At 64.8% G+C, this 26,411-nt stretch carries 14 protein-coding genes; 8 read left to right on the plus strand and 6 right to left on the minus strand.

Features of this window, described 5'->3' with window-relative positions; all coding sequences use genetic code 11:
* Nucleotides 1-15 precede the first annotated feature (15 nt).
* The 3 genes from GNK13_RS02760 to GNK13_RS02770 are packed head-to-tail and all read left to right on the plus strand — an operon-like array spanning nucleotide 16 to nucleotide 4,856.
* Complete coding sequence (locus GNK13_RS02760; protein ID WP_164100909.1) at nucleotides 16-2,739, plus strand: PSD1 and planctomycete cytochrome C domain-containing protein; 2,724 nt, start codon at nucleotides 16-18, stop codon at nucleotides 2,737-2,739.
* Between the two features lie 24 nt (nucleotides 2,740-2,763).
* A complete protein-coding gene (locus tag GNK13_RS02765; RefSeq protein WP_164100910.1) occupies nucleotides 2,764-4,191 on the plus strand; it encodes a DUF1501 domain-containing protein in 1,428 nt (475 codons plus the stop codon).
* A 23-nt stretch (nucleotides 4,192-4,214) separates the two neighbouring features.
* Nucleotides 4,215-4,856: an MgtC/SapB family protein gene (locus GNK13_RS02770; protein WP_164100911.1), complete on the plus strand. Its 642-nt coding sequence runs from the start codon at nucleotides 4,215-4,217 to the stop codon at nucleotides 4,854-4,856.
* A 174-nt stretch (nucleotides 4,857-5,030) separates the two neighbouring features.
* Here GNK13_RS02770 and serS read toward each other — a convergent pair whose 3' ends face one another.
* Both serS and GNK13_RS02780 read right to left on the minus strand, forming a co-directional pair.
* Nucleotides 5,031-6,308: a serine--tRNA ligase gene (serS, locus tag GNK13_RS02775; RefSeq protein ID WP_164100912.1), complete on the minus strand. Its 1,278-nt coding sequence runs from the start codon at nucleotides 6,306-6,308 to the stop codon at nucleotides 5,031-5,033.
* 155 nt (nucleotides 6,309-6,463) lie between these two features.
* Nucleotides 6,464-7,927 (minus strand): dipeptidase, encoded by a 1,464-nt coding sequence (locus GNK13_RS02780; RefSeq protein WP_164100913.1) that lies wholly within the window; start codon nucleotides 7,925-7,927, stop codon nucleotides 6,464-6,466.
* A 148-nt stretch (nucleotides 7,928-8,075) separates the two neighbouring features.
* Here GNK13_RS02780 and GNK13_RS02785 point away from each other — a divergent pair, with 148 nt between their 5' ends.
* Both GNK13_RS02785 and mtaB read left to right on the plus strand, forming a co-directional pair.
* Nucleotides 8,076-8,435: an ATP-dependent Clp protease adaptor ClpS gene (locus tag GNK13_RS02785; RefSeq protein WP_164100914.1), complete on the plus strand. Its 360-nt coding sequence runs from the start codon at nucleotides 8,076-8,078 to the stop codon at nucleotides 8,433-8,435.
* Nucleotides 8,435-9,844: a tRNA (N(6)-L-threonylcarbamoyladenosine(37)-C(2))-methylthiotransferase MtaB gene (gene mtaB, locus GNK13_RS02790; protein WP_164100915.1), complete on the plus strand. Its 1,410-nt coding sequence runs from the start codon at nucleotides 8,435-8,437 to the stop codon at nucleotides 9,842-9,844. The genes GNK13_RS02785 and mtaB overlap by 1 nt, the downstream gene beginning before the upstream one ends.
* Before the next feature lie 259 nt (nucleotides 9,845-10,103).
* On the opposite strand, the gene GNK13_RS02795 is transcribed toward mtaB, so the two are convergent.
* The 3 genes from GNK13_RS02795 to glgA all read right to left on the minus strand — a co-directional run bounded on the left by GNK13_RS02795 (nucleotide 10,104) and on the right by glgA (nucleotide 15,459).
* The gene (locus tag GNK13_RS02795; protein ID WP_164100916.1) at nucleotides 10,104-12,278 is read right to left on the minus strand and encodes an alpha-amylase/4-alpha-glucanotransferase domain-containing protein; all 2,175 of its coding nucleotides are present in this window, start codon (nucleotides 12,276-12,278) and stop codon (nucleotides 10,104-10,106) included.
* A 116-nt stretch (nucleotides 12,279-12,394) separates the two neighbouring features.
* A complete protein-coding gene (locus GNK13_RS02800) occupies nucleotides 12,395-13,642 on the minus strand; it encodes a galactose-1-phosphate uridylyltransferase (protein WP_203328892.1) in 1,248 nt (415 codons plus the stop codon).
* A gap of 299 nt (nucleotides 13,643-13,941) precedes the next feature.
* The gene (glgA, locus tag GNK13_RS02805; RefSeq protein WP_164100918.1) at nucleotides 13,942-15,459 is read right to left on the minus strand and encodes a glycogen synthase GlgA; all 1,518 of its coding nucleotides are present in this window, start codon (nucleotides 15,457-15,459) and stop codon (nucleotides 13,942-13,944) included.
* 204 nt (nucleotides 15,460-15,663) lie between these two features.
* On the opposite strand from glgA, the gene GNK13_RS02810 reads away from it, so the two are divergent.
* The gene (locus GNK13_RS02810; protein WP_164100919.1) at nucleotides 15,664-18,690 is read left to right on the plus strand and encodes a serine/threonine-protein kinase; all 3,027 of its coding nucleotides are present in this window, start codon (nucleotides 15,664-15,666) and stop codon (nucleotides 18,688-18,690) included.
* Here the strand turns inward: GNK13_RS02810 and GNK13_RS02815 are convergent.
* Complete coding sequence (locus GNK13_RS02815) at nucleotides 18,687-20,474, minus strand: ABC-F family ATP-binding cassette domain-containing protein (RefSeq protein ID WP_164100920.1); 1,788 nt, start codon at nucleotides 20,472-20,474, stop codon at nucleotides 18,687-18,689. The genes GNK13_RS02810 and GNK13_RS02815 overlap by 4 nt on opposite strands.
* Before the next feature lie 368 nt (nucleotides 20,475-20,842).
* On the opposite strand from GNK13_RS02815, the gene GNK13_RS02820 reads away from it, so the two are divergent.
* Nucleotides 20,843-22,474 carry a DUF6798 domain-containing protein gene (locus GNK13_RS02820; protein WP_164100921.1) on the plus strand — a complete coding sequence of 544 codons (1,632 nt, stop codon included), beginning with the start codon at nucleotides 20,843-20,845 and terminating at the stop codon, nucleotides 22,472-22,474.
* A gap of 301 nt (nucleotides 22,475-22,775) precedes the next feature.
* A complete protein-coding gene (locus GNK13_RS02825; protein WP_164100922.1) occupies nucleotides 22,776-26,408 on the plus strand; it encodes a hypothetical protein in 3,633 nt (1,210 codons plus the stop codon).
* Nucleotides 26,409-26,411 lie beyond the last annotated feature (3 nt).

A 26,411-nucleotide genomic window follows, 5' to 3' on the forward strand; every position in this document is an offset into this window, starting at 1 on the left:
CGAGGAGACGTGAGAATGACACCTGCTCCGGCTTGGTTCCTCGCATCGGTTCGTCTCACCCCGGCGCTTCGCCCGTCGCTGCTGCTGATCGCAGCGGTGTTGTCGGCAGCCGGAACGCTCCCGATTGGGGCGGGCCTGGCCGGGGCGGGGCGGGGCGAAGCATCGGCCGCGGAACCCGACTCCGCGAAAACTCCCGCCGCCACGAGTCCCGAAGGGGTCGAGTTTTTTGAGAAGAAGATTCGGCCGCTGCTAGCGACCCACTGTTACGACTGCCACAGCGAGTCGGCCCAGGAGGGAGATCTCCGGGTCGATACCTGGGAGGGGATGGCTGTTGGCGGCGGATCGGGACCTTCGATCCAACCGGGAAAAGCGAACAGCAGTTTGTTGTTGGTGGCCGTGCGGTACCAAGATCCGTCGCTGCAGATGCCTCCCGATGGGAAGCTGAGCGATGCGGAGATCGCCGACTTGGAGAAGTGGTTGGCGATCGGAGCCCCGCATCCCGACGCTGACGGGGCGGTGCCACTCCCGGTGGCCGCGTCGAAGGCGGAGGATCTATGGTCGCTCAAGCCGATCGCGCGGCCGACGCCTCCGCAAGTGGAGAACCCGCAGTGGGTGGCGAACCCGATCGACGCGTTCATTCTCACCCGGCTCGAGGCAGCCGGCGTGGCTCCCAATGAGCCGGCCGACCGACGGACGCTGATCCGCCGCGTGACGTTCGACCTCACGGGGCTTCCTCCGACGCCTGAGGAGGTCGAGCGGTTTATGGCCGACGAGGATCCGCGTGCGTACGAGAACCTGGTCGACCGCTTGCTCGCCTCGCCGGCTTACGGGGAGCGGTGGGGACGGCACTGGTTGGACGTCGCCCGCTACGCCGACTCCAACGGACTCGACGAGAACATCGCCCACGGCAACGCCTGGCGGTATCGCGACTGGGTCGTCGGTGCGTGGAACGAGGACTTGCCGTACGACCAGTTCGTTCACCAGCAACTCGCAGGCGATCTGCTGCCGAGCGACGATCGCGAGACTCGCTACGACCATCTAACCGCGACCGGTTACCTTTCGCTCGGACCGAAAGTGTTGGCCGAGGCCGACAAGATGAAGATGGAGATGGACATCATCGACGAGCAGCTCGACACGCTCGGCCGCTCGTTTCTCGGGCTGACGTTCGGCTGCGCCCGCTGCCACGACCACAAATTCGATCCGATCCTCACCAAGGACTACTATGCGCTGGCCGGGGTCTTCAAAAGCACCCACACGATGGACAGCTTCAAGACGATCGCCCGCTGGCACGAACACGAAACGGCCACGCCCGAGCAGTTGGTTGCGCAGAAGCAGCACACCGAGCAGGTCGCCGAGAAGAAACAAGCCGTCGAGCAGTTGATCGCCCAGGCGAACGACCAGCTCCGCAATCAGCTCGGGCAAGCCGCGGCGTTCCCCGATAAGCCCGAGGAGCATTATCCGGAGGAGACCAAGAAAGAGCTCGAGGCCCTACGGAAAACGGTTGCCGATCTCGAAAAAACTCCCCCCGCCGTCGATTCGGTGATGGGCGTTTCCGAAGGGGAAGTGACCGATCTCGCGGTCCATATTCGGGGCAGCCACTTGTCGCTCGGCGAGGTCGCTCCGCGGCAGTTCCCCGAATGGTTGCCGACGGCCCAAGAGTTCGAAATTCCCGACGACCAGAGCGGACGGCTGCAGGTCGCCCAGTGGATCACCGACCCCGAGAACCCGCTCTCCTGGCGAGTGATCGTCAACCGCGTGTGGCGGTGGCATTTTGGTCGCGGCTTGGTCGCTTCGGTCGATAACTTCGGCAACCTCGGCGACCAGCCGACCCATCCCGAGTTGCTCGACTGGCTCGCCCGCGATTTTGCCGAGGGAGGCGCATCGATCAAACGCCTGCACCGCTTGATCCTGCTCTCGAGCACCTACCGGTTGAGCGCTGCGGCGAACGAGGCTGGCCAGCGCGTCGATCCGGCCAACGAGCTGTTGTGGCGATCACCGCTACGGCGACTCGAGGCCGAGGCGATTCGGGATAGTCTGTTGGCGGTCGGCGGGATGCTCGATCGTCGCATGGGCGGATCGCGGTTGCACGTCGACAACCGCGCGTTCCTGTTCGATCACACCTCCAAAGACCTCACCAGCTACGACTTCCAGATCCGCTCGCTCTACCTGCCGGTGATCCGCAATAACCTCTACGACGGCTTCGAGTTGTTCGACTATGGCGACGGGGCGGTGATCAACGGCGACCGCTCGACGACGACCGTGCCGACGCAAGCGTTGTTCGTCATGAACAGCCCGCTGATGAAGGACGCTTCGGAGGGACTCGCTCGCCGAATTTTGGCCGAGAGCGAAGTGGCAAGCCACAGCGAAGCGGGACCCCGCAGCGCATCAGGGCTGGCGGGCGATCCGGTCGCGGCGATGTACCGCTTGGCGGTGGGCCGCGAGCCGAGTGAGGCCGAACGCGAGCAGGTGTGGCGCGCGCACGCCCAGCTCGAAACCTTGTTCGCGACGACCCCGCCCCCAGAGCCCCCGGTGACGGCCGCGGTCGACGCAGCGGCCGCCGAAGAGAAGCCCGCGGAAGAAAAAACCGCCGAAGAGAAGTCGGCCGCAGAAAAGCCCGCGGCCGAGTCGGCTGCGAGTGCTGCGGCCGAGCCCGAGCCGCCGGTGAGCGCCGAGTTTCGCGCTTGGGCTGCGATCTGCCACGCGCTGCTCGCCTCCAATGAATTTATCTACCTTCAGTAGACTGCAACGGAGCCAAGTCCGATCATGACTGCATCCTCTTTGCTCGCCGGACGTCGCCAGTTGCTCAAACGCAGCGCGGTGGGGTTTGGCTATCTGGCGCTCGCGTCTCTCTTGGCCGACGAGCGTGCCCGCTCGGCGTCGGCGATGACCACGACCGATGCTCCTCGGCTTCCGCAGCCCCATTTTCCAGCTCGTGCGAAACGCGTCATCTTTCTGTTTATGAAAGGGGGGCCGTCGCACATGGACACGTTCGACTACAAACCCCAGCTGCAGAAGGACGATGGCAAACCGCTCCCGTTCGAAAAACCGCGGGTCCAGTTCGCTCCGACGCAAAACCTGTTCGCTTCACCCTGGAAGTTCGCCCAGTACGGGGAGAGCGGATCGTGGGTCAGCGAGCTGTTTCCGCATGTCGCTGGCTGCGTCGATGATCTGTGCATGCTGCATTCGCTGCACGGAACCAATGCGGCCCATGGCGGGGCGCTGCTCAAGCTGCACACCGGCAGCGACAATTTCGTCCGCCCCAGCATGGGGGCCTGGGTCAACTACGGGCTCGGCAGCGAGAACAGCGACTTGCCGGGGTTCGTGACGATCTGTCCGACGCTGGCCCACGGAGGCGTCCGCAACTGGGGAGCCGCCTTCTTGCCGGCGCACGTCCAGGGAACGCCGCTCGGGGTCGCCAGTGCGCCATCGTCGCAGGCGACGATCAAGCACGCCAGAAATACCTGGATGAACTCGGCCATCCAGCAAGAGCAGCTCGCGCTGCTCGATCAGATGAACCGCCGCCATCGCGAGCAGGCGGCCGACGACGATGCGCTCGAATCTCGGATCGCTTCCTTCGAACTCGCTTTCCGGATGCAGCAAGCGACTCCCGACGTGATGGATCTTTCGGACGAGACCGAGAGCACCCACCGGATGTACGGTTTGGATGACCCGATCACCGAAGACTTCGGCCGCCAGTGCCTGATGGCCCGCCGGTTCAGCGAGCGGGGAGTTCGCTTCGTGCAGGTGACCCACAGCGACACCGCGGTCCAGTGGGATCAACACAGCAAGCTCAAGGAAGGGCACGAAAAGAACGCCCGCGAGGTCGACAAGCCGATCGCCGGCTTGCTGCGGGACCTCAAGCAGCGTGGCTTGCTCCGCGACACGCTGGTCCTATGGGGGGGCGAATTCGGCCGAACCCCCACGGCCCAGGGCAAAGACGGCCGCGACCATAACCCGGAAGGGTTCACCATGTGGATGGCCGGCGGGGGCGTCAAAGGGGGCTTCCACTACGGAGCGACCGACGAGTACGGTTACTACGCAGTCGAAGACAAAATGCATATCCACGACATGCACGCGACGCTCCTGCACCTGCTGGGACTCGACCACACGCAGTTGACCTATCGCTACGCCGGCCGTGATTTCCGGCTGACCGACGTCGCCGGGAAAGTCGCGGACAAGATTTTCGCCTAAGCGTTAGGACGCCTGCTTCGCTCATGCCACCGCTCCCCTTCGGCTTTTTTCTCTTGCTCACGGCGAGCGAGTGGTGGCTTTGGCTCCGCGATTCGATTCCCGAGGACCAGGCCTGGATGGTGCTGCGGATTGTGGTCGCGGGGCTGCTCGGCGGCGTGGTCGGCTGGGAGCGCGAGCTGCAGAAAAAGTCGGCGGGGATTCGCACCCACATCCTGGTCGCCGTCGCCGCTGGCTTGTTCGCCTCGGTCACGATGCTGATGGCGGAGGCCTCGGGCGATGGCACCGATGCATTGCGGACCGTCAACGCGGTGGCCACTGGGATCGGCTTTCTCGGTGCCGGGCTGATCTTTGTCGATCGTTCCCACAACCATGTGTTCGGGCTGACCACGGCCGCCAGCGTCTGGGCGACCTCGGCGATCGGTCTGACCGCCGGCTTCGGCTATTTCTTTCTCGCGAGCTCGGCGACGATCATCGTCTGGAGCGTCTTGAAGTTCCTCAATTGGATCACGCCCGAGGCCGCGCTGACCCAATCGCATGCCGCCGAGGATCAGACCGCCGAGAGCCAGACCACCGAGAATCAGACCACCGAGAATCACTCCCCCGAAAAACCTGCGGCTGCGGGAGAGAGCCGCGAGGATCGGACTTCGGGCGAGGCGGACATCTGAGTCGTATGCGATAGCCTTGGATTATTCATCAGCTGCCACGCGCTAGCGTCCGGTTCTCGCAAATTCCGCGGAAACCGGACGCTAGCGCGTGGCGGCTGATTTGACACACGACTTGTCGGTTTCCGCTGCAGAACCCGCGGCTAGCGCCGTCGGCTCTGGGTTTTCGGCCGACGTTTACCCGCCGATCACGTCTTTACCCATCCAGGGGCGGAGCACTGGGGGGACGCGGACGGTGCCGTCGGCTTGCTGGTTGTTTTCCAGCACCGCGATAATCGCCCGGCTGGTCGCGATCGCGGTGCCGTTGAGCGTATGGACCAGTTCAGTTCCCTTTTGTCCGGCCGTCTTGAAGCGAATGTTCAGCCGTCGCGCTTGATAGTCGGTGCAATTGCTGGTGCTGGTCACTTCACCCCACTCGCCCGCCTCGCCGCGCCCCGGCATCCACGCTTCGAGGTCGTATTTGCGATACGCGGGCCCGCCGAGGTCTCCGGTCGCGGTATCGATCACGCGGTAGGGGATCTCCAAAGCGTCGAACAACTCGCTCTCGAGCGTCCGCATTTCCTCGTGGGCCGCCGCGCTCTGGTCGGGATGGGTGAAGGCGAACATCTCGACTTTGCTGAACTGGTGAACGCGATAGAGTCCTCGGGAGGCTCGGCCGGCGGCCCCCGCTTCGGTGCGGAAGCAGTGGCTCAATCCACACAAGCGGAGCGGCAGCTGGTCGGCTTCGAGGGTTTGGCCGGCGAGCATCCCGCCGAGCGTGATTTCGGCGGTGGCGATCAGGTTCAGGTCGGTGTTCTCGATGCTGTAGATTTGCGTCTCTGGACCGCGGGGCATGAATCCGGTGCCATGCAGGACGCTGGTCAGAGCCAGATCGGGCGTGCTGACTGGCGTGAAACCGCGTTCGGCGAGGAAGGCGACGGCGAACTGCTGCAGCGCCATATCGAGCCGCACCGCGTCGTTTTTGAGAAAGTAGAAGCCGGCTCCGGCGACGCGGGCACCGGCTTCGAAATCGATCATGTCCCAATGGCTGCCGATTTCCAGGTGGTCTTTGGGCTGGAAGTCGAACTGGGGGATCGGCGTCTTGCCGCGACCGAGCTCGACGGCGTCCTCTTCTCCGCCGAGCGGTGCGTCGGGGTGCGTCAGGTTCGGGATCGCCCGCTGGATCGCGTCGATTTCGGCATCGAGCTGGTCGTGTTCGCGCTGCGCGGTTTCTTTTTGCTCCCGCAGTTGGCGACCGCGGGCGATCATCTCCTGCCGCTCTTCAGGGCTGGCCGCTTTGCCGATTCCCTTGCTCGTCTCGTTCGCCTGCCGATTCAACTCCTGAGCCTCGCGGAGCTTTTCGAGCCGCTGCGATTCCAGGGTCACCATCCGCAGGACGTCGACGTCGACGCCTCGCAAGCGGCAATTTTCTTGGACTCGTTCAGCGTTGTCCGTGATATAGCGTCGGTCGAGCATCGCGGGGCGAGACGGGGGTGCGAGGAACAGGAAGCATCGATCGCCGGCGGCGTGGCTCGCCAGCGGAGTCGATCGCCGGCGGCGACAGGGCGACAGAATATCGCACTCCCGCCCGATTCGCGACTCCCGCCCTCAAGCGACCTCTTGGGAATGGGCTATTTGGGAATCTTGCCCAGCTCGCACCACAGGCACGCGCTGGCGGCGATGCCGCGGTGGAAATCCTCGCGGCGGAACTTCTCGTTGGGGCTGTGAGCGTTGTCGTCGTTCAGTCCCCAGCCGAGCAGCAGGCAGTCCGCCTTCAGCACTTCCTGGAACCGCGTGACGATCGGGATCGAGCCCCCTTCGCGGATCATCACCGGGGCGGTCCCAAACGCGTGCTCGATCGCTTGCTGGGCGGCCGTGATGTAGGGGCTGTCGAGCCGCGAGAGCATTCCGGGGGCGCCGTGGTCGCTGGTCAGCTTCATGTGCACGCTCGGCGGGAGCTTGCTCTTGAGGAACGCTTCGAAAGCGGCGGCGATTTTCTTGGGGTCCTGGTCGGGCACCAAGCGGAAGGAGATTTTCGCCGAGGCCTGGGCCGGGATGATCGTCTTGGAGCCCTCACCCTGGTGGCCGCTGGTCAAACCGTTGACGTCGTAAGTGGGCCGGGCCCAACGGCGCTCGAGCGCCGTGTAGTGGGCTTCGCCGCCGAGTGCCGGCACGCCGATCTGCTCGGCGAACAGTTCATCGCTTTGCGGCAGTTCGGCCAGCTGCTCCCGCTCGCACTCCGACAGCGGCTGGCAGTCGTCATAGAAGCCGGGGATTTGGATCACCCCATGGTCGTCGACGACCGAAGCGAGCAGTCGGCTGAGCGCGATCGCCGGATTGGTCACCGCGCCGCCGAACGAGCCGCTGTGCAAATCCTGCCGCGGCCCGTCGATCCGCAGCTCGAAGGTGACGATCCCGCGGAGCCCGTAGGTGATCGCCGGTTGCCCCTCGGCGTACTGGCTGCTGTCGCTGATCACGATCACGTCGGCGGCGAATTGCTCGGCCCGTTCGGGGAGCAGCCGTTCAAGGTTCGCGCTGCCGACTTCCTCTTCCCCTTCGATCAAAAATTTCACCTGCAGCGGCAACGGTTCGCCGCTGGCGAGCCAGGTGAGAACGCTTTCCACGTGCGTCAACAGCTGGCCTTTATCGTCGGTCGCGCCGCGGGCATAAATATTGCCGTCGCGGATCTCCGGAGCGAACGGGCCCGACTTCCACTGGTCCAGCGGCTCGACCGGCTGAACGTCGTAGTGGCCGTAGACCAGGGCGACCGGGGCGCCGGGAATTGCCGGGGTCTGGGCGAAGATGATCGGATGGCCGTCGGTTTCGATCGTCTCGACTTCCAAGCCACCGGCGGAGAGCTTTTGGGCGATCCAGTTGCCCGCGGCACGAACATCCTCGCGATGGACCGGATCGGAACTGATGCTGGGAATCCGCAGCCACTCGAACAGGTCGGCTTCGAACTGCTCGGAAGAATCGCGGAGACGCTGGTCGAGAGGATTCGCTGCCACGAGAGTTTGCCGGTTGGAGAAACGATCGGGAAAGATTCGAATACGCCGTGCGGCGCCCGCAGAATGAGCCGCAAAATAGGTCGTCATCGCTGGTTTAATCGCTGCCGACGGCGCTACAATATATCCCGTCACGACCCGATGCGGGGCCGGCAATTCCGAGGGCTCGGTCGGCAACGGTTGCGACGCTGGAGAGGACTGATACGGTCGACAGTCACAGGATGCGAGAGTCAGTACGATGAGCGAAGAATCGACAATGGTGGCCGAGCCGATTGCTCGCCCGGCGAAAAAAGCTGCCGAAAAAACGAACCAGAAACCGAAGCGCCAGCCGCGCTACAACGTCATCCTCTGGGACGATGCGGACCACACCTACGAGTACGTCCAGACGATGATGAAAGAGCTCTTTCGGATGCCGATCGAGCAAGCCTATCAGATCGCTAAACAGGTCGATCTCTCGGGCCGGGCGATCTGCATGACCACGACGCTCGAACACGCGGAACTCAAACGCGATCAGATCCACGCCTACGGGAGCGACGCGCGCATCCCGCGCTGCAAGGGAAGCATGTCGGCCTCGATCGAACCGATTGGCGAGGGTTGATGTCCAGCGACGCAGCGCAGTCCGACCTTCCGCAATCCGACCTACCACAGCTCGAGGCAGCGCGGCTCGATCCAGCGCGGCTTGAGAGAGCGCAGCTCGAGGGAGCGCAGCTCGCCCCAGCGGGGCCCCGGCTGAAGACGGTCACACTCGGATGCAAAGTTAACCAGTACGAGACGGAATTCGTGCGGCAGGGGCTCCACCGGATCGGGTTCCGCGATGCCAGCCGCGAAGAGCGGGCTGACGTGTGCGTGGTCAACACGTGCACGGTCACCAGCGAAGGGGATTCGAAGAGCCGCCAGGTGATCCGGCGGCTCGCTCGCCAGAACCCCGACTCGCGGATCGTCGTGATGGGGTGTTACGCGACCCGGGCTCCCGAGGAAGTCGCCGCGCTGCCGGGGGTCGCCGAAGTGGTGACCGATAAACGCGAGCTGCCTGACCTGCTCGGCCGCTTCGGGGTGACCGACATCCCCACCGGGATCGATGGGTTTGCCGGACGCAAGCGAGCCTACGTGAAAATCCAAGACGGGTGCCTGCTCCGCTGCAGCTACTGCATCATCCCGATGGTCCGCCCGGAACTGACCAGCCGCCCGCTGGAGGACGTCGTCGCGGAAGTCCAGCGGCTGACGACCGCCGGCCACCGCGAAGTCATTCTGACCGGAATCCACCTCGGCCACTACGGCGTCGACTGGAACCGCCAGAAACCCAAGTCCGAGTGGATTCGCTTGGCACACCTCGTCGAGCGGCTGGCGGAACTGCCCGGGAGTGGCGAGTTCCGAATTCGCCTGAGCAGCATCGAAGCGACCGAGGTGACTCGCGAGCTGATCGACGTCCTCCGGCGCTTCCCGCGACGCATCGTCCCGCATTTGCACGTTTGCTTGCAGAGCGGCAGCGATCCGGTGCTGCGGCGGATGCGCCGCCGCTGGGGAACGCGGATGTTCCTCGACCGCTGCCAGATGCTCCGCGATGCCCTGGACCAGCCGGCGTTGACGACCGACGTGATCGTCGGCTTCCCGGGGGAGACCGACGCCGATTTTGAGCGGACGCTGGAAACCTGCCGGCGGGCCGGGTTCTCCAAGATCCACGTCTTCCCCTTCAGTCCTCGGCGAGGCACGCCCGCCGCCGAGATGGCCGACCCGGTTCCCGACGCCGTGCGGAGCGAGCGGGTCGCGGAGCTGCTGCGGCTCGAAGCCGAACTCCGCCGCGACTACTTCGAATCGCTCGTCGGCCGCCGCTTGCAGTTGCTCGTCGACTCGGTCGATCGGGCCGAAGGAACCGACGAGTGGATCGTCCGCGGGACCTCGTGCCGCTACGCACCAATCGAACTCGTCAGGCAGCGCCGTCCCGAGTTGAGCGAGTTGCTCGACGTCGAAGCGGTCACGGCTGAAGACGACCGGATTCTCGGCAGGTAGCGGGCGTTAGGTTTCAGGGGGCCACGGAAGGACACGGAAATGCACGGAAAGGGGAAGACCGCGGATAGCGCAGAGAACGCGGATCGAACGGGAGTTCAGAGTCAGCAACTTCCCGGGGGCTCACGGTGAGGAACGAGCCGGATTCGATTACGAGCACGTGCACCGCTTCGCTGAGCACGACTCTCGCTCTCTTCCGTGCCGTTCCGTGTCCTTCCGTGGCCTCCCCTGCTGCCTGCAATCTGCTACCTGAACCCTCTCCTTACCAGGTCGCGGCGAGGATCTCGGCCGGTTCGGTGGTCTCGGCTGCTGCGGTGTGGCAGTTCAGTGCCAGCTGCATTTTGACTCCCCAGCGTCCTTCGGCGTCGCCGCGCACCATCCAGTGCGGCTGGACGCAGACGCTTTGGTGGACTAGCTCAAAACCCCCTTCGCTCTGGCTGACCGTCTCGACCGGGAAGGCCCACAGTCCGCCCGGCCGGTCGGCGTTCCAGCGAGCGGAGATGCCCAGCCACTGGTCGGTCAAGCTGAGCGCCGAAGTCTGCTCGAGGTCGAGCGTCTGGCCGAGCGTTCCCAGCCGATTGCCCTCGGCATCGCTGAAGAACCGGTCATCGGCACCGGCGGGCAGACCGGCAAAATTGAACTCGACCGCAAACTTCAGCGTTCGCCCGGGGGGCAGGTTCTCGATCAGATAGGCGATCTCGAGCTGCTCGCTGCCGGCGACCATGGTGACGGCTTTGGTAATCGCCAGCGGGATGCCCCAGGCGTTGCCGTCGCGGCGCATCTGCAGCTGGACGCGGTCGCTGGCGCGCCGCAGTTTGGCTTCGAACGGGAGGTCGACAAAGTCGCCCCGCTCGAGTGCATCGCCTCGCCGGACTGCTTCGAGCGTCGCGTCCTCGTCGTAGAAGTGGTCCATCAGACTCTTCCGCGGGTAGCGGTCGTACTGCAGCAGTTGATCGAGTCCTTCCTGTTTGAAGACGACGCGGTCATGGATGCTGGCGACTTCTCCGTTGCCGGTGCTCGGGCCGGCGAGAACCTTGCGGTGGTACGCTTCGGGCCGTCGCTGCATCGTCGCCAGCAGGTTGTGGCGGATGCCGCGGACGTCGAGCCCATACAACCGTCCGCCCCGCCCCGGAGCGAGCCACGCGATCGCTTTGTCGCCTGCGAGCCGCACTTCCTGCTGGCCGTCGTAGTCGTAATCGTCAGCCGTCGCTTCGACCCAGGGAGCGTCGCCGTGCCGCTCTACCGCCAGGCGGTTATCGGCGGCGATCAGGTGGTGATAGATCGCGTTCCGCAGGTGCGGCAGGTAGATGCCGCCGAACGCGCCGTGCCAGTAGGGGCAATTGCACTGGCCGCGGTACAGGTCGTCGCGGACCGCATCGAGCAGCTCCGCAGGGGCGCCGATCGCTTCGGCTTCGGCCAAGCGGTTGCTGACATCCATCATCCGCGCGTACATCTCGCCCGCTTCGGCGTACTTGACCTTGAAGTTCCGCCAAAATCCACCGCGGACAAAGCGGCTCAGATCCTTCCACCGCGCGTCCTCGTGCAGCGAGTGCGTGAGCTGGTCGTAGCACTCCTGCTGGGCGACCGGCAGCGACCACTCGGTCATCTCGCGATAGCTGCAGTCGGGCAGATAGATTCGGCCGACCGCCGGCGTGTTGCGAGCCGCCTCGGCCAGAGTCGTCGTCCGCAGCCAACCCGCGTTGGCCGAGAGCGCGTCGAAGAACGAGCGGAGCCAGCCGCGATCGTAGACGTGTTCGCGGGTATCGGGCCAGGTGCCGAACTTTTCTCCGTCGTCGCCGAACACGAGCACCGCCCCGGGATGCCTCTCGGCGACCATTCGGCAATGGTCGATCGTCTCCGACGGAGCGGCGAAGGGGATCGTGTACCGCAGTCGCTCGCTCCCCGGGAAGACGCGGAGCAGGCGGCCGTCTTCCTCGGTCAGGAAGTAACCGTTCAGCTGCTCGTCGGTCCAGCCGGCGGCGCGGAAGTGGAAATCGTCCAGCACCGTGTAGGCGATTCCCGCTTCGGCAATGTCCCCGGCCAGGTGCGGTTCCCAAACCCGCTCGGGCGTCCACATCCCCGCGACGGTCGCCCCGAGCCGATCCTCAAGCCAGCGGGTGTAGGTGCGGATCTGACCGATCCGGTCGCGGCGGGGCAGCATCGTCAGGATCGGCTCGTACTGCGGGCCGCCGATGATTTCGATCCGCTCGTGCTCGACCAACCGCCGCACGCGGTCGAGATACTCCGGATGCCGCTCGGCCAACCACATCATCAGCGGGCCGCTGGTGTGCAGCGAAATCCGCAGCGCTTCGTACGGCTCGAACACGTCCAGGAAGGGCAGGTAGCTGTCCTGGTAAGCCTGTTCGAAGACCCCCTCGAAGTTGCCGATCGGCTGGTGGTTATGGAGGACCAGACACAGGTGGGCGGTGGGCGTCATGGGTTCAAGCGACGGAAATGGAGGGCGGAGACCAGACGAAAGCGTTGTCGCGGGCTTGGAAAGGTTTCCCTAACCCGCACAGTTTTCATCGGCCAGCGCTCACCCGGCGATTGACCTCAGTCGGAAAATTCCGCCGATTTGCGAGAGACCGTTCGCTTTGTGCGGCCGCGCTGCTCGCGACGCAGATGCGTGGCGGCTAACTCCGGTGGAACCGGATTGATGAAACAATCCGAGCTCCATTCGAAACCGGCGACTTTTGTCAGTCGCGGGAAGAGTTCCATCCACCAGTGGAACGAAGCAGGAGAGGCCACGTTGCGCGGCCGCGTGTGGATCGTGTAGTTGTAAGCGCAAGGAGCGAACGTCGCTTCGAGCGAATGCAAGACTCCTTGGACCAGCCCAGCGAGCTCTTCGAGATCCGCCGCCGAAGACGTCTCGAAGCGATCGGAGTGATGGCGGGGGGCAATTCGCACCAGGTAGGGCATGCGGCTGGCGAACGGGCAGTAGGCGACGAACCGCTTGCTCTCGAGCACCACGCGGCGGCCATCCTCGAGTTCACCGAGGAGCGTCGCACACAGCAGGCAGTCCGCGCACCGCCGAAAATGATTTTCGACCCGCTGGCCGATCTCGCTGACCGAAGGTGGCAGTAGGCTCGTGGCGATCACCTGGCTGTGGGTATGCCGCAGCGAGGCTCCGGCTGCCGCCCCCACATTCTTGAACGTCACGACATATTCCACCCCCGGCACATCGTACCAGTACCGCATCCGCGCCGCGTACGCCTGAAAGACTCGCCCGGCGTGCTGTTGGCTGAGGTCGGTCAGCGATTCGAGATGGTTCGGTGTTTCGATCACCACTTCGTGGCCGCCGTGCAGTTCGGTGACCTGGAACAAATTGTGGTCCGCTTCCTCGTCGCTGAAAATCGCCTCGCTCGGAGCGACTCCTTCGGCCGGTTCGTCGAGCAGCGGTCCGGCTTCGGAAACGGGATGGTCCTGAGAGACAGCGGGATAGAGGTTCGGGACGACGCGAACCGACCATTGCTCGCGCGGCACGTTCGGCTCGCGAACCACCAGCGACGGAGCCGGGGTGTACTGCTCGTGCCCGCCGCAGAAGGGACAGCTGTGACCGGCTTGCCGGGGGAGGGCCGAATCGCCGATCTCGGCCGGCCGCGAGTTGCGTCCCGGCGCAAAAATCGCCCAGCGTCCAGTCAGTGCGTCTCGCCGCGTCTGACTGACGCGGGCCACCTCGGGGTGTCCGTCGCCTCCGGTGTCTGTCCCGCCATCCGAATCTCGCGAGGCTTTCGCGTCCCCGAGCGAGAGGGCAGGCCCGAGCGCGCTCGGATCGGTGCTCGGTGGAAAGGGCAGGCCCACCAGCGCGATCCCCGGGGTGGGCGGGATCGCCCTCTCAGGCCGGCTCGGTTCGGAGGATGGATGGGCTCGAGACACGGCGGCTTTGGGCTGTCGGGCGGTAGGAAAATGCGAGGCAGACATACGGCAGGAAATCAGTTACAGCATAATGCGAACCACCTGTCAAATTCGCTTCCCCTTTTGCCTAGCGAGCCCACTCACACCCACCTTCTGTAGGGGGATGGTGGGTCCAGCAGCCTCTGCTAACGGCTGCTACGATTCCCCTGGGGTAGAATCGGAGAAAATCGGGGCTGGGGCGCCGGTCAGAAATCGCTCGGGCGGGGTGCCGGGGCAGCACGTCGTGCTGCTTTCCGCAGCCATGTCTCGCTGTAAAGATGTTCGTACTGGGCGGCGCTCTTCCGCCAGGACCAGTCCTGCCGCATACCGCGGCGAACGATCTGATCCCAAGTCGGCTGGTTGTCCCACCGGACCAGGGCCGCTCGCTGCAATGCATCGAGCAATCCGTTGACCGAGTATTCCCGCATGTGAAATCCGGTCGCCGTCCCGGCGGCCAGCGTTTCGGCCGTCGTGTCGACCACCGTGTCGGCCAGGCCCCCGGTGGGATTGACCACCGGCACGGCCCCGTAGAGCAAGCTGTAGAGTTGGTTCAGGCCGCACGGCTCGTAACGGCTCGGCATCAGGAAGATATCCGACGCCGCTTCGATTTTGTGGGCCAGCGGATTGGAGAAGCCCAGCCGCAACCCGAGTCGATCGGGGTGCGCGTTAGCGAGCTCCTGCAGCGCGTCGTGGTACCGCGGATCGCCCGTGCCGAGCACGACCCACTGCATCGGAGTTCCCTTCTGCAACTCCTGCCGCATCGCCTCGATCACCAAATCCCAGCCTTTCTGGTCGGCTAACCGCCCGATCAAGCCAATCAGCGGGACGTTGGGATCGTCGGGCAAACCGAATTCGGCCCGCAAGGAGGTGCGGTTTGCGGCTTTGCCTTCGCGGTAACTGTCGGCGTTGTAATTCTGGCTCAGATGCGGATCGGTCGCCGGATTCCAGATCGCTCCATCGACCCCGTTGATGATGCCGACCAGATTCGCCGAGCGGGCCCGCAGGACTCCGTCGAGTCCGCAGCCATGTTCGGCCGTTTGGATTTCTTTCGCATACTGCGGGCTGACCGTGCTCAGCGAGTCGGCGAAGACGAGTCCGGTTTTGAGCAGGTTGAGGTGGCCGTAGAACTCCATGCCGGCTGAGTTGAAGTGCTCCCAGCCGAGCCCGGTCAGCAGCATGTCCCAGTGCCAAAATTGTCCCTGGTACGCCAGGTTGTGGACGGTCATCACCGTCGCAGCGGCCGCCATCCAGGGATGGTTTTCGAAACTGGTGCGGATGTACGCGGGGACCAGGCCGGTTTGCCAATCATTGCAGTGAACGATGTCGACCTTCAGATCCAACCGCGTGATTGCGTGCAGGGCTGCGCGGCAAAAAAAGGCAAACCGTTCGCAGTTGTCGACGTAATCTCCCGCCGCATCGCCGTACAGCGCCGGGCGGCCAAAGTACTCGGGTTGATCGATGAAATAGACCGGCACTTCGGAGTCCGGGAGCCGCGAACGGAGCAAGCGGGCTCCGACGATTTTGTCGTTGATCGGGATCGCAAAGCTGATGTCGGTCGTTTCGATTGGCAGCCCAGCGTTATAAATTTGCTGAAACGCGGGCATGATCACCACCGGCCGGTGACCACGATTCGCCAACCGCGTCGGCAACGCTCCGCAGACATCCGCCAACCCGCCCGTCTTGGCGAAGGGGACCGCTTCGGTCGTTAAGAACACCACTTCCAAAATAGACCGCCTGACGCTTCCCGCTCTTGCTGACTGATCGATGACTGAATCGGGTGAAGTGGTGTCGAGTGTAAACCGAGCCGTCGGAAATCGCCAACCAGCTCCCTTCTGCCCCAGTTCCCTGGTTGGTCGCCGATGCTCCTGAGCGGTTAAGCTAGAAGGGCCGCACTCGTCGACTCGTCCCGCCATTGGGTTCGCCCCGCAATGAAGCGCTCCGTCCCTGAATTCTTAGCTTGCTACGCGGCCAACGGTCTGGAAAAACGCACCGTTCGGAAAACTGGGGGAACCGCCCGCCAAGTCGACGAGCCGATCGACGAGTTGCTGCGACGTTTCGCTTCGGAACACGAGTCGCGCGAACCGGCTGATGTGGCGGAACTGGCACGCTGGCTGATCCGCCGTGGATCGCTGACGCAGTACCAAGCCAAACAGCTGATCGCCGCCGAAAAGCCGCGGCTGCGGAGCGACCGATTTCTTCTTCGCCAGCCCCTCGACCGCCCCCCGTTCATCGGCTGGTGGTCAGCCGTGGCCGACGACGGCTCGCCGGTGCGGGTGTGGGAAACGACGGCTGATGTGAACGCGTCCGCCGGCGAGCGGTATCGAGCTCACGCCGCGCTTACTTCGTCCCATCTGCAGAAGCTCGAGCCGCCGATCGCTCTCGGCCAAAAATCGGGGGAAGGAGAATTCGCGAACGGCCAGCGGATGCTGTTTGTGACGCGGCTGGCCCCTGGGGCGACGGCCGCAGACTCGCTGCCCGAGGGGGGGCTGCCGGCGGTCCGCGTCGCCCAAATCGGCCGCCAACTCTGCTCCGCATTGACGGCAGCCCACGAGCGGGGATTGCAGGTCGAAATCCTCGATGCGACTCGGGTGTGGCTAACCAAGTCCGGCCCGGCGATCCTGTTCCGCGACCCGCTGGCCGATCCCCGCTCCGGCCGCGGCGGATGGTACGCTGACCCGGTCGTCCCCGGGCTGTACCAAGCCCCCGAACGGCTGCTCGCGGGGCACGAACCCGATGCGGCGAGCGATCTCTACGCGCTCGGATGCTTGCTGTACCACTTGCGATTCGGCGTGCCTCCTTTTCCCGCCGCCAGTCCTGCCGACCTCGCGCGACAGCACGCTCGCGACATCCCGGAGCCGGTCCGCACGGCGGTGCTCGATCCCGCCTCCGGCGACCCACTGCTCCGCGTCATCGGCCACGCCCTCGCAAAGAACCGCGACGCCCGCTTCCGGTCCGCAGCGGAACTGGATCGAGCGCTGGCGGCGGTCGAAGCCGGGCTGCCGCAAGAAACGGCAGCCCCACTCAAGCCGGAAGCCCCACTCAAGCCGGAGACTCCAGCCCCGCCGGAGACTCCAGCCCCGCCGGCAACTCCAGCCCCACCGGCAACCCTAGCGAAACCGGCACCGGCCACGGCGGCACCCTCCACACCGGCACCGGTCGTTGGGGCTCCCGTGGCAGCCCCAGCGGCCGCGGTCCGGTCGCGGCGCCCGCCGGTGCGTCGCCGCAAGAAGAACGCGCTGGGGACGTTGATCCTCGGCGGACTCGGCTTCCTCGTGATGGTGCTGGTCGTGCTGTTGCTGGTTCAGCGGCCAAGTGGTCCCTCCGCTTCGCAGCAAGCCGAACGAACGGTGCGGCCTCCCTTGCCTCCACCGCGAAGCGCCGCAACCAACCCCGCAGCGTCCAACGCTGTCGCTACGCACGCGGCGACCTCGAACTCCGCAGCCGCGGGTGGGGCCACTGGGAGTGGGCCCGAGCCGTCGGTTGCGCTGAGCGACGCGCCCGACATCCTCTGGGCCTCTCCGGCGACGGGTCAGCCTCCGGAGCTCGCGCTGGTCCCGCCGGGAGCGGCGATGTTCGTCTCCTTCCGCCCTGCGCAGCTTGAGGCGACCGATGCCGGTGGGCAACTGCGGGAAGCGTTCTCGCCCGAGTTGAGCGAGGGGCTTGAGCGGTTGGAGGAACGGATCGGTTTGCCGCTGGACCGCGTGGAACGATTGACGCTGGCGATTGAAGGGGACACGGGAGGCGCGCCGCAGGCTTCGCTGGCGGTGTGGCTGCGCGAACCGGTCGCGCTCGAGACGCTCCGCGAGGCCTGGGAGGCGGAGGCGGCTCAGACGCCCGACGGCCAGACCGTTTACGCGGGCGAAGAAGCCGACGGAGACGTCTACTACATCCCGCCGTCGGAGCAGGATTCCGTTCGGCGTTTTGCCGTGGGCACGGCCGAGCAGATGGGGCGAGTCGCCGAAGTCGAAGGGGGACCGATCCCGCTGCCGCGGAGCCACGAGCAGCTGTGGCGAGGTATCGGCGGCGACCCCGACTTGGCGGTGCTCGTCAGCCCGAATTTTCTTTTCGCCGACGGACGACAGATGCTCGAGCAATACGCTCCGGCACTGATTCGGCCCCTCCGCCGGTTGCTGGTCCCCGATGCGACGGCGGTCGCGCTGCGGATGGACCTCGAGCCCCAGTGGTACGCCGAAGTCCGGCTGGCCCCGGGGGGCGCGATCAGTCCTCCGGCGCTGGCCAAAAAGCTCGACGAAGCGGTCGCCGAACTGCCGAGCGACGCTGAGCAATTTTTGCTGGCCAGCTCGCCCCACCCGTCGTGGCGGGCCCTCGCGCTCCGCTTACCGGCGATGATGCGGGCGGTCGATGGAGCCACGCGGAGCGGAGTCGTCGATGGCAATGCCGTGGCGAATCTCTACCTTCCGTCCGAGGCCGCACCAAGCGTGCTGCTCGGAGGATGGCTGGCGGCCAACACGCCGAGCGAGAGTGGTGCGAGCTTGGCCGCCACCGGTGGAGCTGCGGCGACCGGCAACGCGTCGCCTGCGGGGCCCGAGACGGTCGACCAGATGCTCGACATGCCGCTCACCGTGCGGTTCGACCAAGAGTCGCTCGAGTTCGCCGCCGATACGATCGAGGAGCAATTCAACGCCTCCCTGCCGCCCGGTTCACCCGAGCTGAAGATCGTGCTGATGGGGAACCATCTGCAGTTGGCGGGAATCACTCAGAATCAGCAGATCCGCGACTTCAACCACAGCGGCGCAGCGTTGCGGGAAGTCCTGGACGATTTGGTGCGGCGAGCGAATCCCGATAAGACCGCAACGGCGCTCGACCAAGCGGCTCAAAAGCTCGTCTGGGCGCTGGGCAACGATCCGGACGATCCGAGTCGCCGCGTCGTGCTGATCACGATCCGCGACAAAGCGCTCAGCGATTACGAGCTGCCCCCGCAGTTCCAACCCTAGTACTCGTTGAGTTCTTCTTGCAGTTCGCACCAGCGATCTTCGGCGGCGGTCAATTGGTCGCCGATCGCTGTCACTTCTTCGTGCAGCTTCATCGCTTCCTCCGGATCGGTCGCCTGCATCAGAGAGTCGTTCTTCTCCTTTTTCTGATCGTCGAGCTTCTGGATCGTCCGCTCCAGGCTGGACATCTCCTTGCGGATCGCTCGCTCGTCCTTCGGGGACGGCCGGTCGGAGCTCTTGGCACCCTTGGACGCCGGGGGCGGGCCGCCCGATTTGCTGGCGGCCAGCGCCCGCTCGCCTTCGTCGATCTCTTTATTCACCTGGTAGAGGTAGGCCTCATAATCGCCGCGATAGTCGACGACGCGGCCGTCGCGGACTTCGATCACGCAGCTTGCCACGCGGCGCATGAAGTGCCGATCGTGGCTGGTGAAGATGACTGTTCCCTTGTACTCGAGCAGCGCTTCGGCCAAAGCCTCGACGGTGTCGACGTCCAAGTGGTTCCCGGGCTCGTCCAAGATCAGGACGTTGTAGTTGCTCAGCAGCAGCCCGGCCATGCACAGCCGAGCCCGCTCGCCCCCGGAGAGGACCGAGATTTTCTTTTTGACGTGTTCGCCGCGGAACAGCATAGCTCCGGCGATGTTGAGAATCTCTTGCGTCTTGGTGCCGGGCGTGGCTTGGTACTCGAGATACTCTTGAACCGTCTGCTTCATCGGCAAACTGGTGTAGACGTGCTGGGCGTAGACGCCGATGTCGCACCCATAGCCCCAGCGGACCGTGCCGTCGCGCGGCGGGAGCGAATCGACGATCGTTCGCAGAAAGGTCGTTTTGCCCTGCCCGTTGTCACCGACGATCGCCGCTCGCGACCCGTGTTCAATTTCCACTTCGATGCCACTGGCGATCGTCCGTTCCGGATAACCGATCGCTAAGTTTTGGCAGCGGAGCGCCGGCCCTTTGCGCGGATCGACGCGGGGGGCGTGGATCACGGCGGTCGGTTCGTCGACTTCGATCTCATTCAGCTCGAGCTTTTCCAGCTGCTTGCTCTTGGAGCGGGCCTGCGTGGCCGTGCTGGCGCGGGCCTTGTTCTTGGCGATGAACTCCTCGAGCTGTCGTTTTTTAGCCAACACCGCTGCATTGACTCGCAGATCGTGCTCCCGACGTTCGGCCTGGTACTCGAGAAAGGCGTCGACTTTGCCGGGAAACAAGGTCAGCTTGCCGCGGGACAAGTCGAGGGTGCGGCCGCAGGTGGCACCCAAGAACGCGCGATCGTGCGAGACGATCAAACAGGCTTCCTTAAAACCCCGCAAAAAGTGCTCGAGCAGAATCTGCGTGCGGAGGTCGAGGAAGTTGGTCGGTTCGTCGAGCAGCAGCAGGTTGGGTTCGTGGAGCAGAAGCGCGGCCAGTTTGACGCGGGTTTGCCAACCGCCGGAGAGCTTCGAAACGGGGCCTTCGAGGTACGCCCCTTTGAGCTCGAACTGGCCAGCGATCTCGCCGCACTTCCAGTCGGGCTGGCCACTGTCGCGGATCAGGAACTCGAGCGCCGTCTCCTCGGGCAAAAACGGATCGTGCTGTCGCAAGTAGCCGATCCGCAGCTTCGGGTGGCGGATGACTTCTCCGGCATCGAGCTCTTCCTCGCCGAGCAGGATCCGGAGGAGGGTCGATTTTCCGGCTCCGTTGCGGCCGATGAACCCGACCTTCTCGTCGTCCGTCAGCGTCGCCTCGGCTCCGTCGAGCAGCACCTGCTCGCCATAACTCTTATGCGCATTCTTGATCTGCAGCAGCACGGCCATAAATCGTTTTCTTTGTCCTACAAGCTTTTCAGGAGATCGGCGGAGGAGCGACGCAGCGGGAGAGTCATCGTAGACCCTGCCGCCGGATTCGGTAAAGCCAGGAACGGGGACGGGTAGCTGGGAGCGGGGCTTTTGCGCATCGCTTGAGCCGTAGGCGCTAGCCTCGGGCCCAATCCGGGCCGCGCTGCGGGGAAACGTGACGTTGTAGCGGCGTCCAGTCACAAGTTCGGACCGTTCGGCAGCGCGAGGGAACCCGCGGCTAGCGCCTTGCGGCTCAGAACCCGCGGCTAGCGCCTTGCGGCTCAAAAGTCGATAGCATTGGACGCTCGTCCCGTCCTCTCCTTTCCTCTCCCCCGCGTTCGCTTGCTTTGAGTACCCCGACTGATCTGGAACCGAACGGTGGTGGGATGGGCCGCGCTGCGTGGGAAACGCTGCTGCTGGTGTTGCTCTTTTTCACCGTCGCGGGGGACCCACCGCCGGCGATCAATGAAGCCCACTACTTGGTCAAGGCCAAGAATTTCTGGCAGCCCGAGTGGCTCGCAGGAGACCTGTTCGCTTCCTCCGGCGCAGCCCACGCAACCTTCTACTGGGGCTTCGGTTGGCTGACGACGGTTCTATCGCTCGAGGCGACCGCTTGGATCGGACGCTTTGTCGGGTGGACGTTGCTCGCCGTTGGGCTGCAGCGATTGATCTGGACGATTTTTCGCACCCCCTACGCTTCGCTCGCCGTGGCCGTGCTGTGGATCGTGGGGATCGCTCGCGGCAATCTGGCGGGGGAATGGGTAATTGGGGGCGTGGAAGCCAAACTGCCGGCGTACGGATTGGTGCTGTTGGCGCTGGAACGGATCGTCGCCGGCCATTGGCGGTCGGTCTGGCTGCTGCTCGGCGGGGCCTCGGCCTTTCACGTGCTCGTCGGTGGGTGGTCGGTCGTCGCTGCGTTTCTTCCGCGGTGGCTGCCGGGGGATCGAGGGGAAGCGGGATCAGCGTGCACACGGAGTTTCGCCGACATCCCGTTTCTGCTGCTCGGCGGGCTGATTGCCCTCTTGGGGCTCGTCCCCGCCTTGCGACTGGCCGCGGATGTGTCGGTCGAGGATGCGAGGATTGCCACGCATTTGTACGTGTACGGTCGGCTGCAGCATCACCTGCTCCCCTCGGCGTTTCCGCTCGAGTGGTACGTGCGTCACGGCGTGCTGCTAGCACTGACTCTGGCCGCCGGCTGGCTTTTCTGGCGTGGGGCCAGCGAGGAGTTGTGGCGGCGGACGCGGCCGCTGTTGTGGTTCGTTGCAGGCACCGTGGGAATCGCCGCATGCGGCATGCTGCTGGGCCTCCTGCCGGCCATCGCGCCGGGGTTGGCCGCCCGGCTGCTGCGGTTTTACTGGTTTCGGCTGTCCGATGCATTCGTACCGCTCGCCTGCGGCGTGGCTCTGGTCGGCTGTCTGCTCTCGCCGCCGCGGCGGATCGCCCCGCAAGCGGTCCGGGGACTGGTGGTGTTGCTGCTCGCCGCTTGCGTCGTCTCGCTCGGGACGCAGTTTCTCGAAAGCCTGCAGCGCGATATTCCGCTCGCCGTCGATCGGAGCCAGTTGACGCTCGGAGCTCCCACGACGCTTGAGCAGCAACAGCAGGTCTATCGAGATTGGCGAGCTACCACGCGTTGGGCGCGCGAGCAGACGCCCGAGGGCACCGTCTTTCTGACCCCTCGCCACCAGCAGACCTTCAAGTGGTATGCGGAGCGCCCCGAGGTGGTCAATTGGAAGGATGTGCCGCAGGACGCGGGCAGCTTGCTCGAGTGGGCGCGACGGTTCAATCGCGTCTTTCCCCAAATTCTTGGCCGCGCGATCCCGGACCTCGATCCCGAAACGCTCGCTGCCCATCGCCGCGATTACGGCGCCGCCTACCTGATCATCGACCGCCGGGTCGTGACCACCCCGCCCCCGCTGCCGCAAGTCTATCCGCTCAACCCGCAAGAAAACCAAACCTACGCGATCTACGCCATTCCGTAGGCAGGTTGCAGGTTGCAGGTTGCAGGGGGGGCCACGGAAAGACACGGAAAGACACGGAAGGGAGAGAGAATCGCACTCGTACTCAGCGAAGCGGTACTCGTACTCGTACTCGAATCCGGTTCGCCACCCGCCAGAGGCACGACCGAAATCTCAGATCTGGAATCTCAGATCCCTTGAACCCTGAACCCTGAACCCTGCTTTCTCTCTTTCCTTGCTTGCCCCGATTGGGCTAACCTCCGCGCGCCGATTTTCTCGCTTGACTTGGCAGCGGGCTCTGGACTCGTGCGTGGAAGGGATGAGCGTGCCTCAGGTGGATTACAGCCGTTCGATGCGTTGGTTGCGTGATCGAACCGAGCGGCGGCGGAACGACCAACGTCGCCGCAAGCGCACCTACGCCGTGATTGCCGGCGGTTTTTTGCTGGTGTTCCTGGTCGGCCTTCCGAGTCTCATCAGCCATTCTCCACTGGCCCCGTCGATGATTCGCTCGGCGGCCGAGCAGCACGGATGGTCAGTTTCGGTGGCGTCGGTGCGGATGGGCTGGATCACGCCGCTGCGGCTCACGGGCGTGGAGGCGACCGGGCCCTCGGGCGAGACGCTGTTCGCGGCCGAATCGGTCGATACGACGCTGACGGTATTCGACTGGATGCAGGGCCGCAGCGATCTGGGCACGATCAATGTCGACGCGCCGCGGCTGGAGACGCAGGTGACCGAGGGTCGGACTCGGCTCGAAGAGGATTTGGAACCGTTTTGGAGCGGCCCGGAAGAAGGCTGGGTGTCGAGCGGCAAAGTGCAGCTCCGCGATGCGTCGCTGAAGATCGTCGATTCGCTCAGTGGCCAGCGGTGGCGAGTTGACCAGCTGCAGACAACGATCGAATTCGACGACTCTCGGACCGCGTTTGATGCTCAAGGCGTGGTGACCGATCCCGACGGGATCAGCGGCGCGCTGCAGACGCGAGTCGCGATCCCCGCTGCGGCGGACAGCCCGGTCGATGTCGAGACGCAGAGCGAAGGGGTGCCGTTGTCGCTCTTGAAGCTGGCGGTGCTCCGCTTTCCCCAATCCTTCGAACCGCTGCCGGAGAATCTCGCGGGGAACCTCACGGGCAATCTCCACGTGACGGTCGACGCGGCGGCGAATTGGCGGGCTGATGCTGCGGCGCTCGACCTCCGCAACTTGGTTGTCACCGACCCCCGCTGGACCGAGGGAGGGGCGTGGCGCGCCAGCCGCGTAACGCTCGAAGGCTCAGCCTGGAATGAAGGCAAGCTGCTGCGGACCTCCCGGGCCGTGATCCGTTCGGATGCTGGGAGCGTGGAGTTTGACGGAGCGATTCAGACCGACGCGGTGTTGGCCGGGCGGTATCTCGACTCGCTGGTCGGAGAGTTCGTTGCCGACGTCGATCTGGCCGCGCTGACCGCTTCGGCTCCAGGGCTGATTCCGCTCCGCGAAGGGGTATCGATCGAGAGCGGTCGGGTGCAGACGCGCATCAGCGGCGACTACGGAGGCGACGGCCTCTACCGCTCGCGCTGGAATCTGCAGTCGCAGCCGGTTCACGCGATCGTCCGCGATGGAAGCCGCGTCGTCTTCGAGCCGGTCACAGCCGACGTGACGCTGCGTCCGGTGGGGCAGTGGGTCTCGGCCGAGAATCTCCACGTGCGAAGCAAGTTCGGTGACGCGACTGCCAGCGGCGATCTGCGGGCCGGGCGGGCGCAGTTCAATCTCGACTTTGGCCGCTTGTCGACGATGCTTCGCCACATCGTGGATCTGCCCGAGACGGACCTCGGCGGCGTCGCTTCGGGCAACGTCCGCTGGGAGGTCGACGCTCGGAATCGCTGGACGCTCGGCGGCTCGGCCACCGCCTCAAATCTCGCCGTCTGGATTCCGGGCAATCAGGTCCTGCGGCGTCCTTCGCTCGATGTCGAGATCGACGCCCAAGGAGTTTGGGGAGGCGACGCGCTGGAGCGGCTCGACCGCAGCACGCTCAAACTTTCCGATCCCGCTCAAAGCTGGACCGTGCAACTCATCGAGCCGGTCGATCGGCCCGGACCCGCGACCGTACTGCCGCTGCGAGTTCAGGGGGGCGGAAATCTTGATGCGTTGGTCAATCTGCTCGGTCCCTGGATGCCCGAGAGCCTGTCCGCGACCGGGGGAACCATCGAGGCCGATTTGCGAGTCGACGCGGCGGTGCGTTCGGGGCGACTGCACCGCGGCGAGATCGCGATGCGCGACGTGACGGCGGTGTTCGAGCGGCGGCGGTATGACCAAAGCTCCATCAAGATCGAGTTCGACGGAGCCTACGACTGGCCCTCCGGTGACCTGGTCGCCAAGACGATGTCGCTCAGCGGCAATGCCGTGTCGCTGGCGGTGCAGGGCGAGATGGTCGGAGGAGCCGCCGACTTGGAGCTCGCCTATCGAGCCGACATGTCACGGCTGCAGGGGGCGGTGACGCGCCGCGAACCGGCGGGCCAAGCGGCTTCGACGCCGCGTCCTGCGAATCAGGGCGGGCTCGCGGCCAATCCTCCAAACTATGCCAACACCTCTCCGGCGATCGCTCAGGTCGCGTTCCGACCGAACGATGTGCCGCTCGACTCGGCTTGGCGGATGGAAGGACAAGTTGAAGGTCGAGCCGAAGTGCAGCGGCAGGACTTTGGGCCCTGGACGGTCGCCTTCGAAGCCGCTGGCAAAAATATCCAACTCCTCCAGCCCCCGGCGATGGCTTCCTCCGCCCCATTCGTTGGGCCCCTGCGGAACACGCAAGCCAACCTCCAACCAACCGCCGTGTGGGCCGAGCCGACGGTATCAGTCGGCGGCGAGGTGCTGGTTCGCTCATCGGGAGGGCAGGTGTCGGCAAAGAGCCTTCGAGTTTCGACGCAGTGGATTTTCAGCGAGCTCAGCGGCCAAGTCGACTGGAATGACAATGGACACGACGTGCGGTTGCAAGGACCGGCGCGGATCGATGCGCGGATCGCGGGCGAGCGGGTGACGACGTTGCTCGGTGAACCGATCCAGCTGGCCGGCGTCCACCAAACGCCCCTCCAGATCCGCGCCGTTGGTGGTGCCGAACGGCCTGCGCAATTCGAAATCCTCGGCTCGGTCGGTTGGGATTCCGGTCACGTGGCCGGTGTCAACGTCGGCAGCAGCAAAGTCCCGCTGCGGGTGACCGAAACGACGGTGTTTGTCGATCCGGCGACCGTGCCGCTCGACCAGGGACAATTGAACGTGGCCGGGGAAGTTCACTACCGGCCCGGCCAGTTGTGGTTTGAACAACGCCCCGGTCTGTTCGCCCAAGGCATCTCGCTGACTCCCGACATGTGCCGAAGCTGGATGAAGTACATGATGCCGCTCGCGGCCGAGGCGACGGATGTTGGCGGCTCGTTCTCGGTCGAGCTTGATGAATGCGTCGTGATTCCCTCCGATCCGATGCGAACCCGCGTCGTCGGCAACCTGCTGGTCGAAGGTGCGGCCGTGGGACCTGGACCGCTGGCCACGCGTTTGATCACTTCGGTCGAGCAGATCGAAGCGGCGGCGAAAGGTTTGCAGGGCGTGGCTCCACAGCCGCGGACCGCTCGACCGTGGATCGAAATGGAACCGCAAACGGTCGATTTCTCGCTGATCAATGGCCAAGTGACCCACCAGCGAATGCGGATGCGGATGGGGAAAGCGGAGCTGATCAGCAGCGGCAACGTCGCGCTCGATGGCCGCTTGGATCTGCGCGTCCAAATCCCGCTGCAGGCCGAGTGGTTAGGGAGCAAGCTAGCTTCGCTCGCCGGCCAGCAAGTGACGCTGCCGATCGACGGGACGTTGACGCAGCCGAGTCTCGACACCCGCGCGATCACGACTGTGCTTGCCCAGCTCGGTACCCAAGCAGTGCAAGCGAACGTGGAAAACTATCTGCAGCGTCAAGTCGACAAGCAGTTTCAGAAGCTGTTCGGCAAATAACCG

Origin of the sequence: Candidatus Laterigemmans baculatus, assembly GCF_010367455.1 — a bacterium.
In the GTDB taxonomy this organism is placed as follows: domain Bacteria; phylum Planctomycetota; class Planctomycetia; order Pirellulales; family Pirellulaceae; genus Laterigemmans; species Laterigemmans baculatus.

Coding starts and splice junctions, on each gene's coding strand:
- GNK13_RS02780 (WP_164100913.1), bottom strand. CDS start 7,927: ATGACGACCTATTTTGCGGCTCATTCTGCGGGCGCCGCACGGCGTATT.
- GNK13_RS02785 (WP_164100914.1), top strand. CDS start 8,076: ATGAGCGAAGAATCGACAATGGTGGCCGAGCCGATTGCTCGCCCGGCG.
- serS (WP_164100912.1), bottom strand. CDS start 6,308: ATGCTCGACCGACGCTATATCACGGACAACGCTGAACGAGTCCAAGAA.
- GNK13_RS02815 (WP_164100920.1), bottom strand. CDS start 20,474: ATGGCCGTGCTGCTGCAGATCAAGAATGCGCATAAGAGTTATGGCGAG.
- GNK13_RS02810 (WP_164100919.1), top strand. CDS start 15,664: ATGAAGCGCTCCGTCCCTGAATTCTTAGCTTGCTACGCGGCCAACGGT.
- GNK13_RS02760 (WP_164100909.1), top strand. CDS start 16: ATGACACCTGCTCCGGCTTGGTTCCTCGCATCGGTTCGTCTCACCCCG.
- GNK13_RS02770 (WP_164100911.1), top strand. CDS start 4,215: ATGCCACCGCTCCCCTTCGGCTTTTTTCTCTTGCTCACGGCGAGCGAG.
- GNK13_RS02765 (WP_164100910.1), top strand. CDS start 2,764: ATGACTGCATCCTCTTTGCTCGCCGGACGTCGCCAGTTGCTCAAACGC.
- GNK13_RS02795 (WP_164100916.1), bottom strand. CDS start 12,278: ATGACGCCCACCGCCCACCTGTGTCTGGTCCTCCATAACCACCAGCCG.
- mtaB (WP_164100915.1), top strand. CDS start 8,435: ATGTCCAGCGACGCAGCGCAGTCCGACCTTCCGCAATCCGACCTACCA.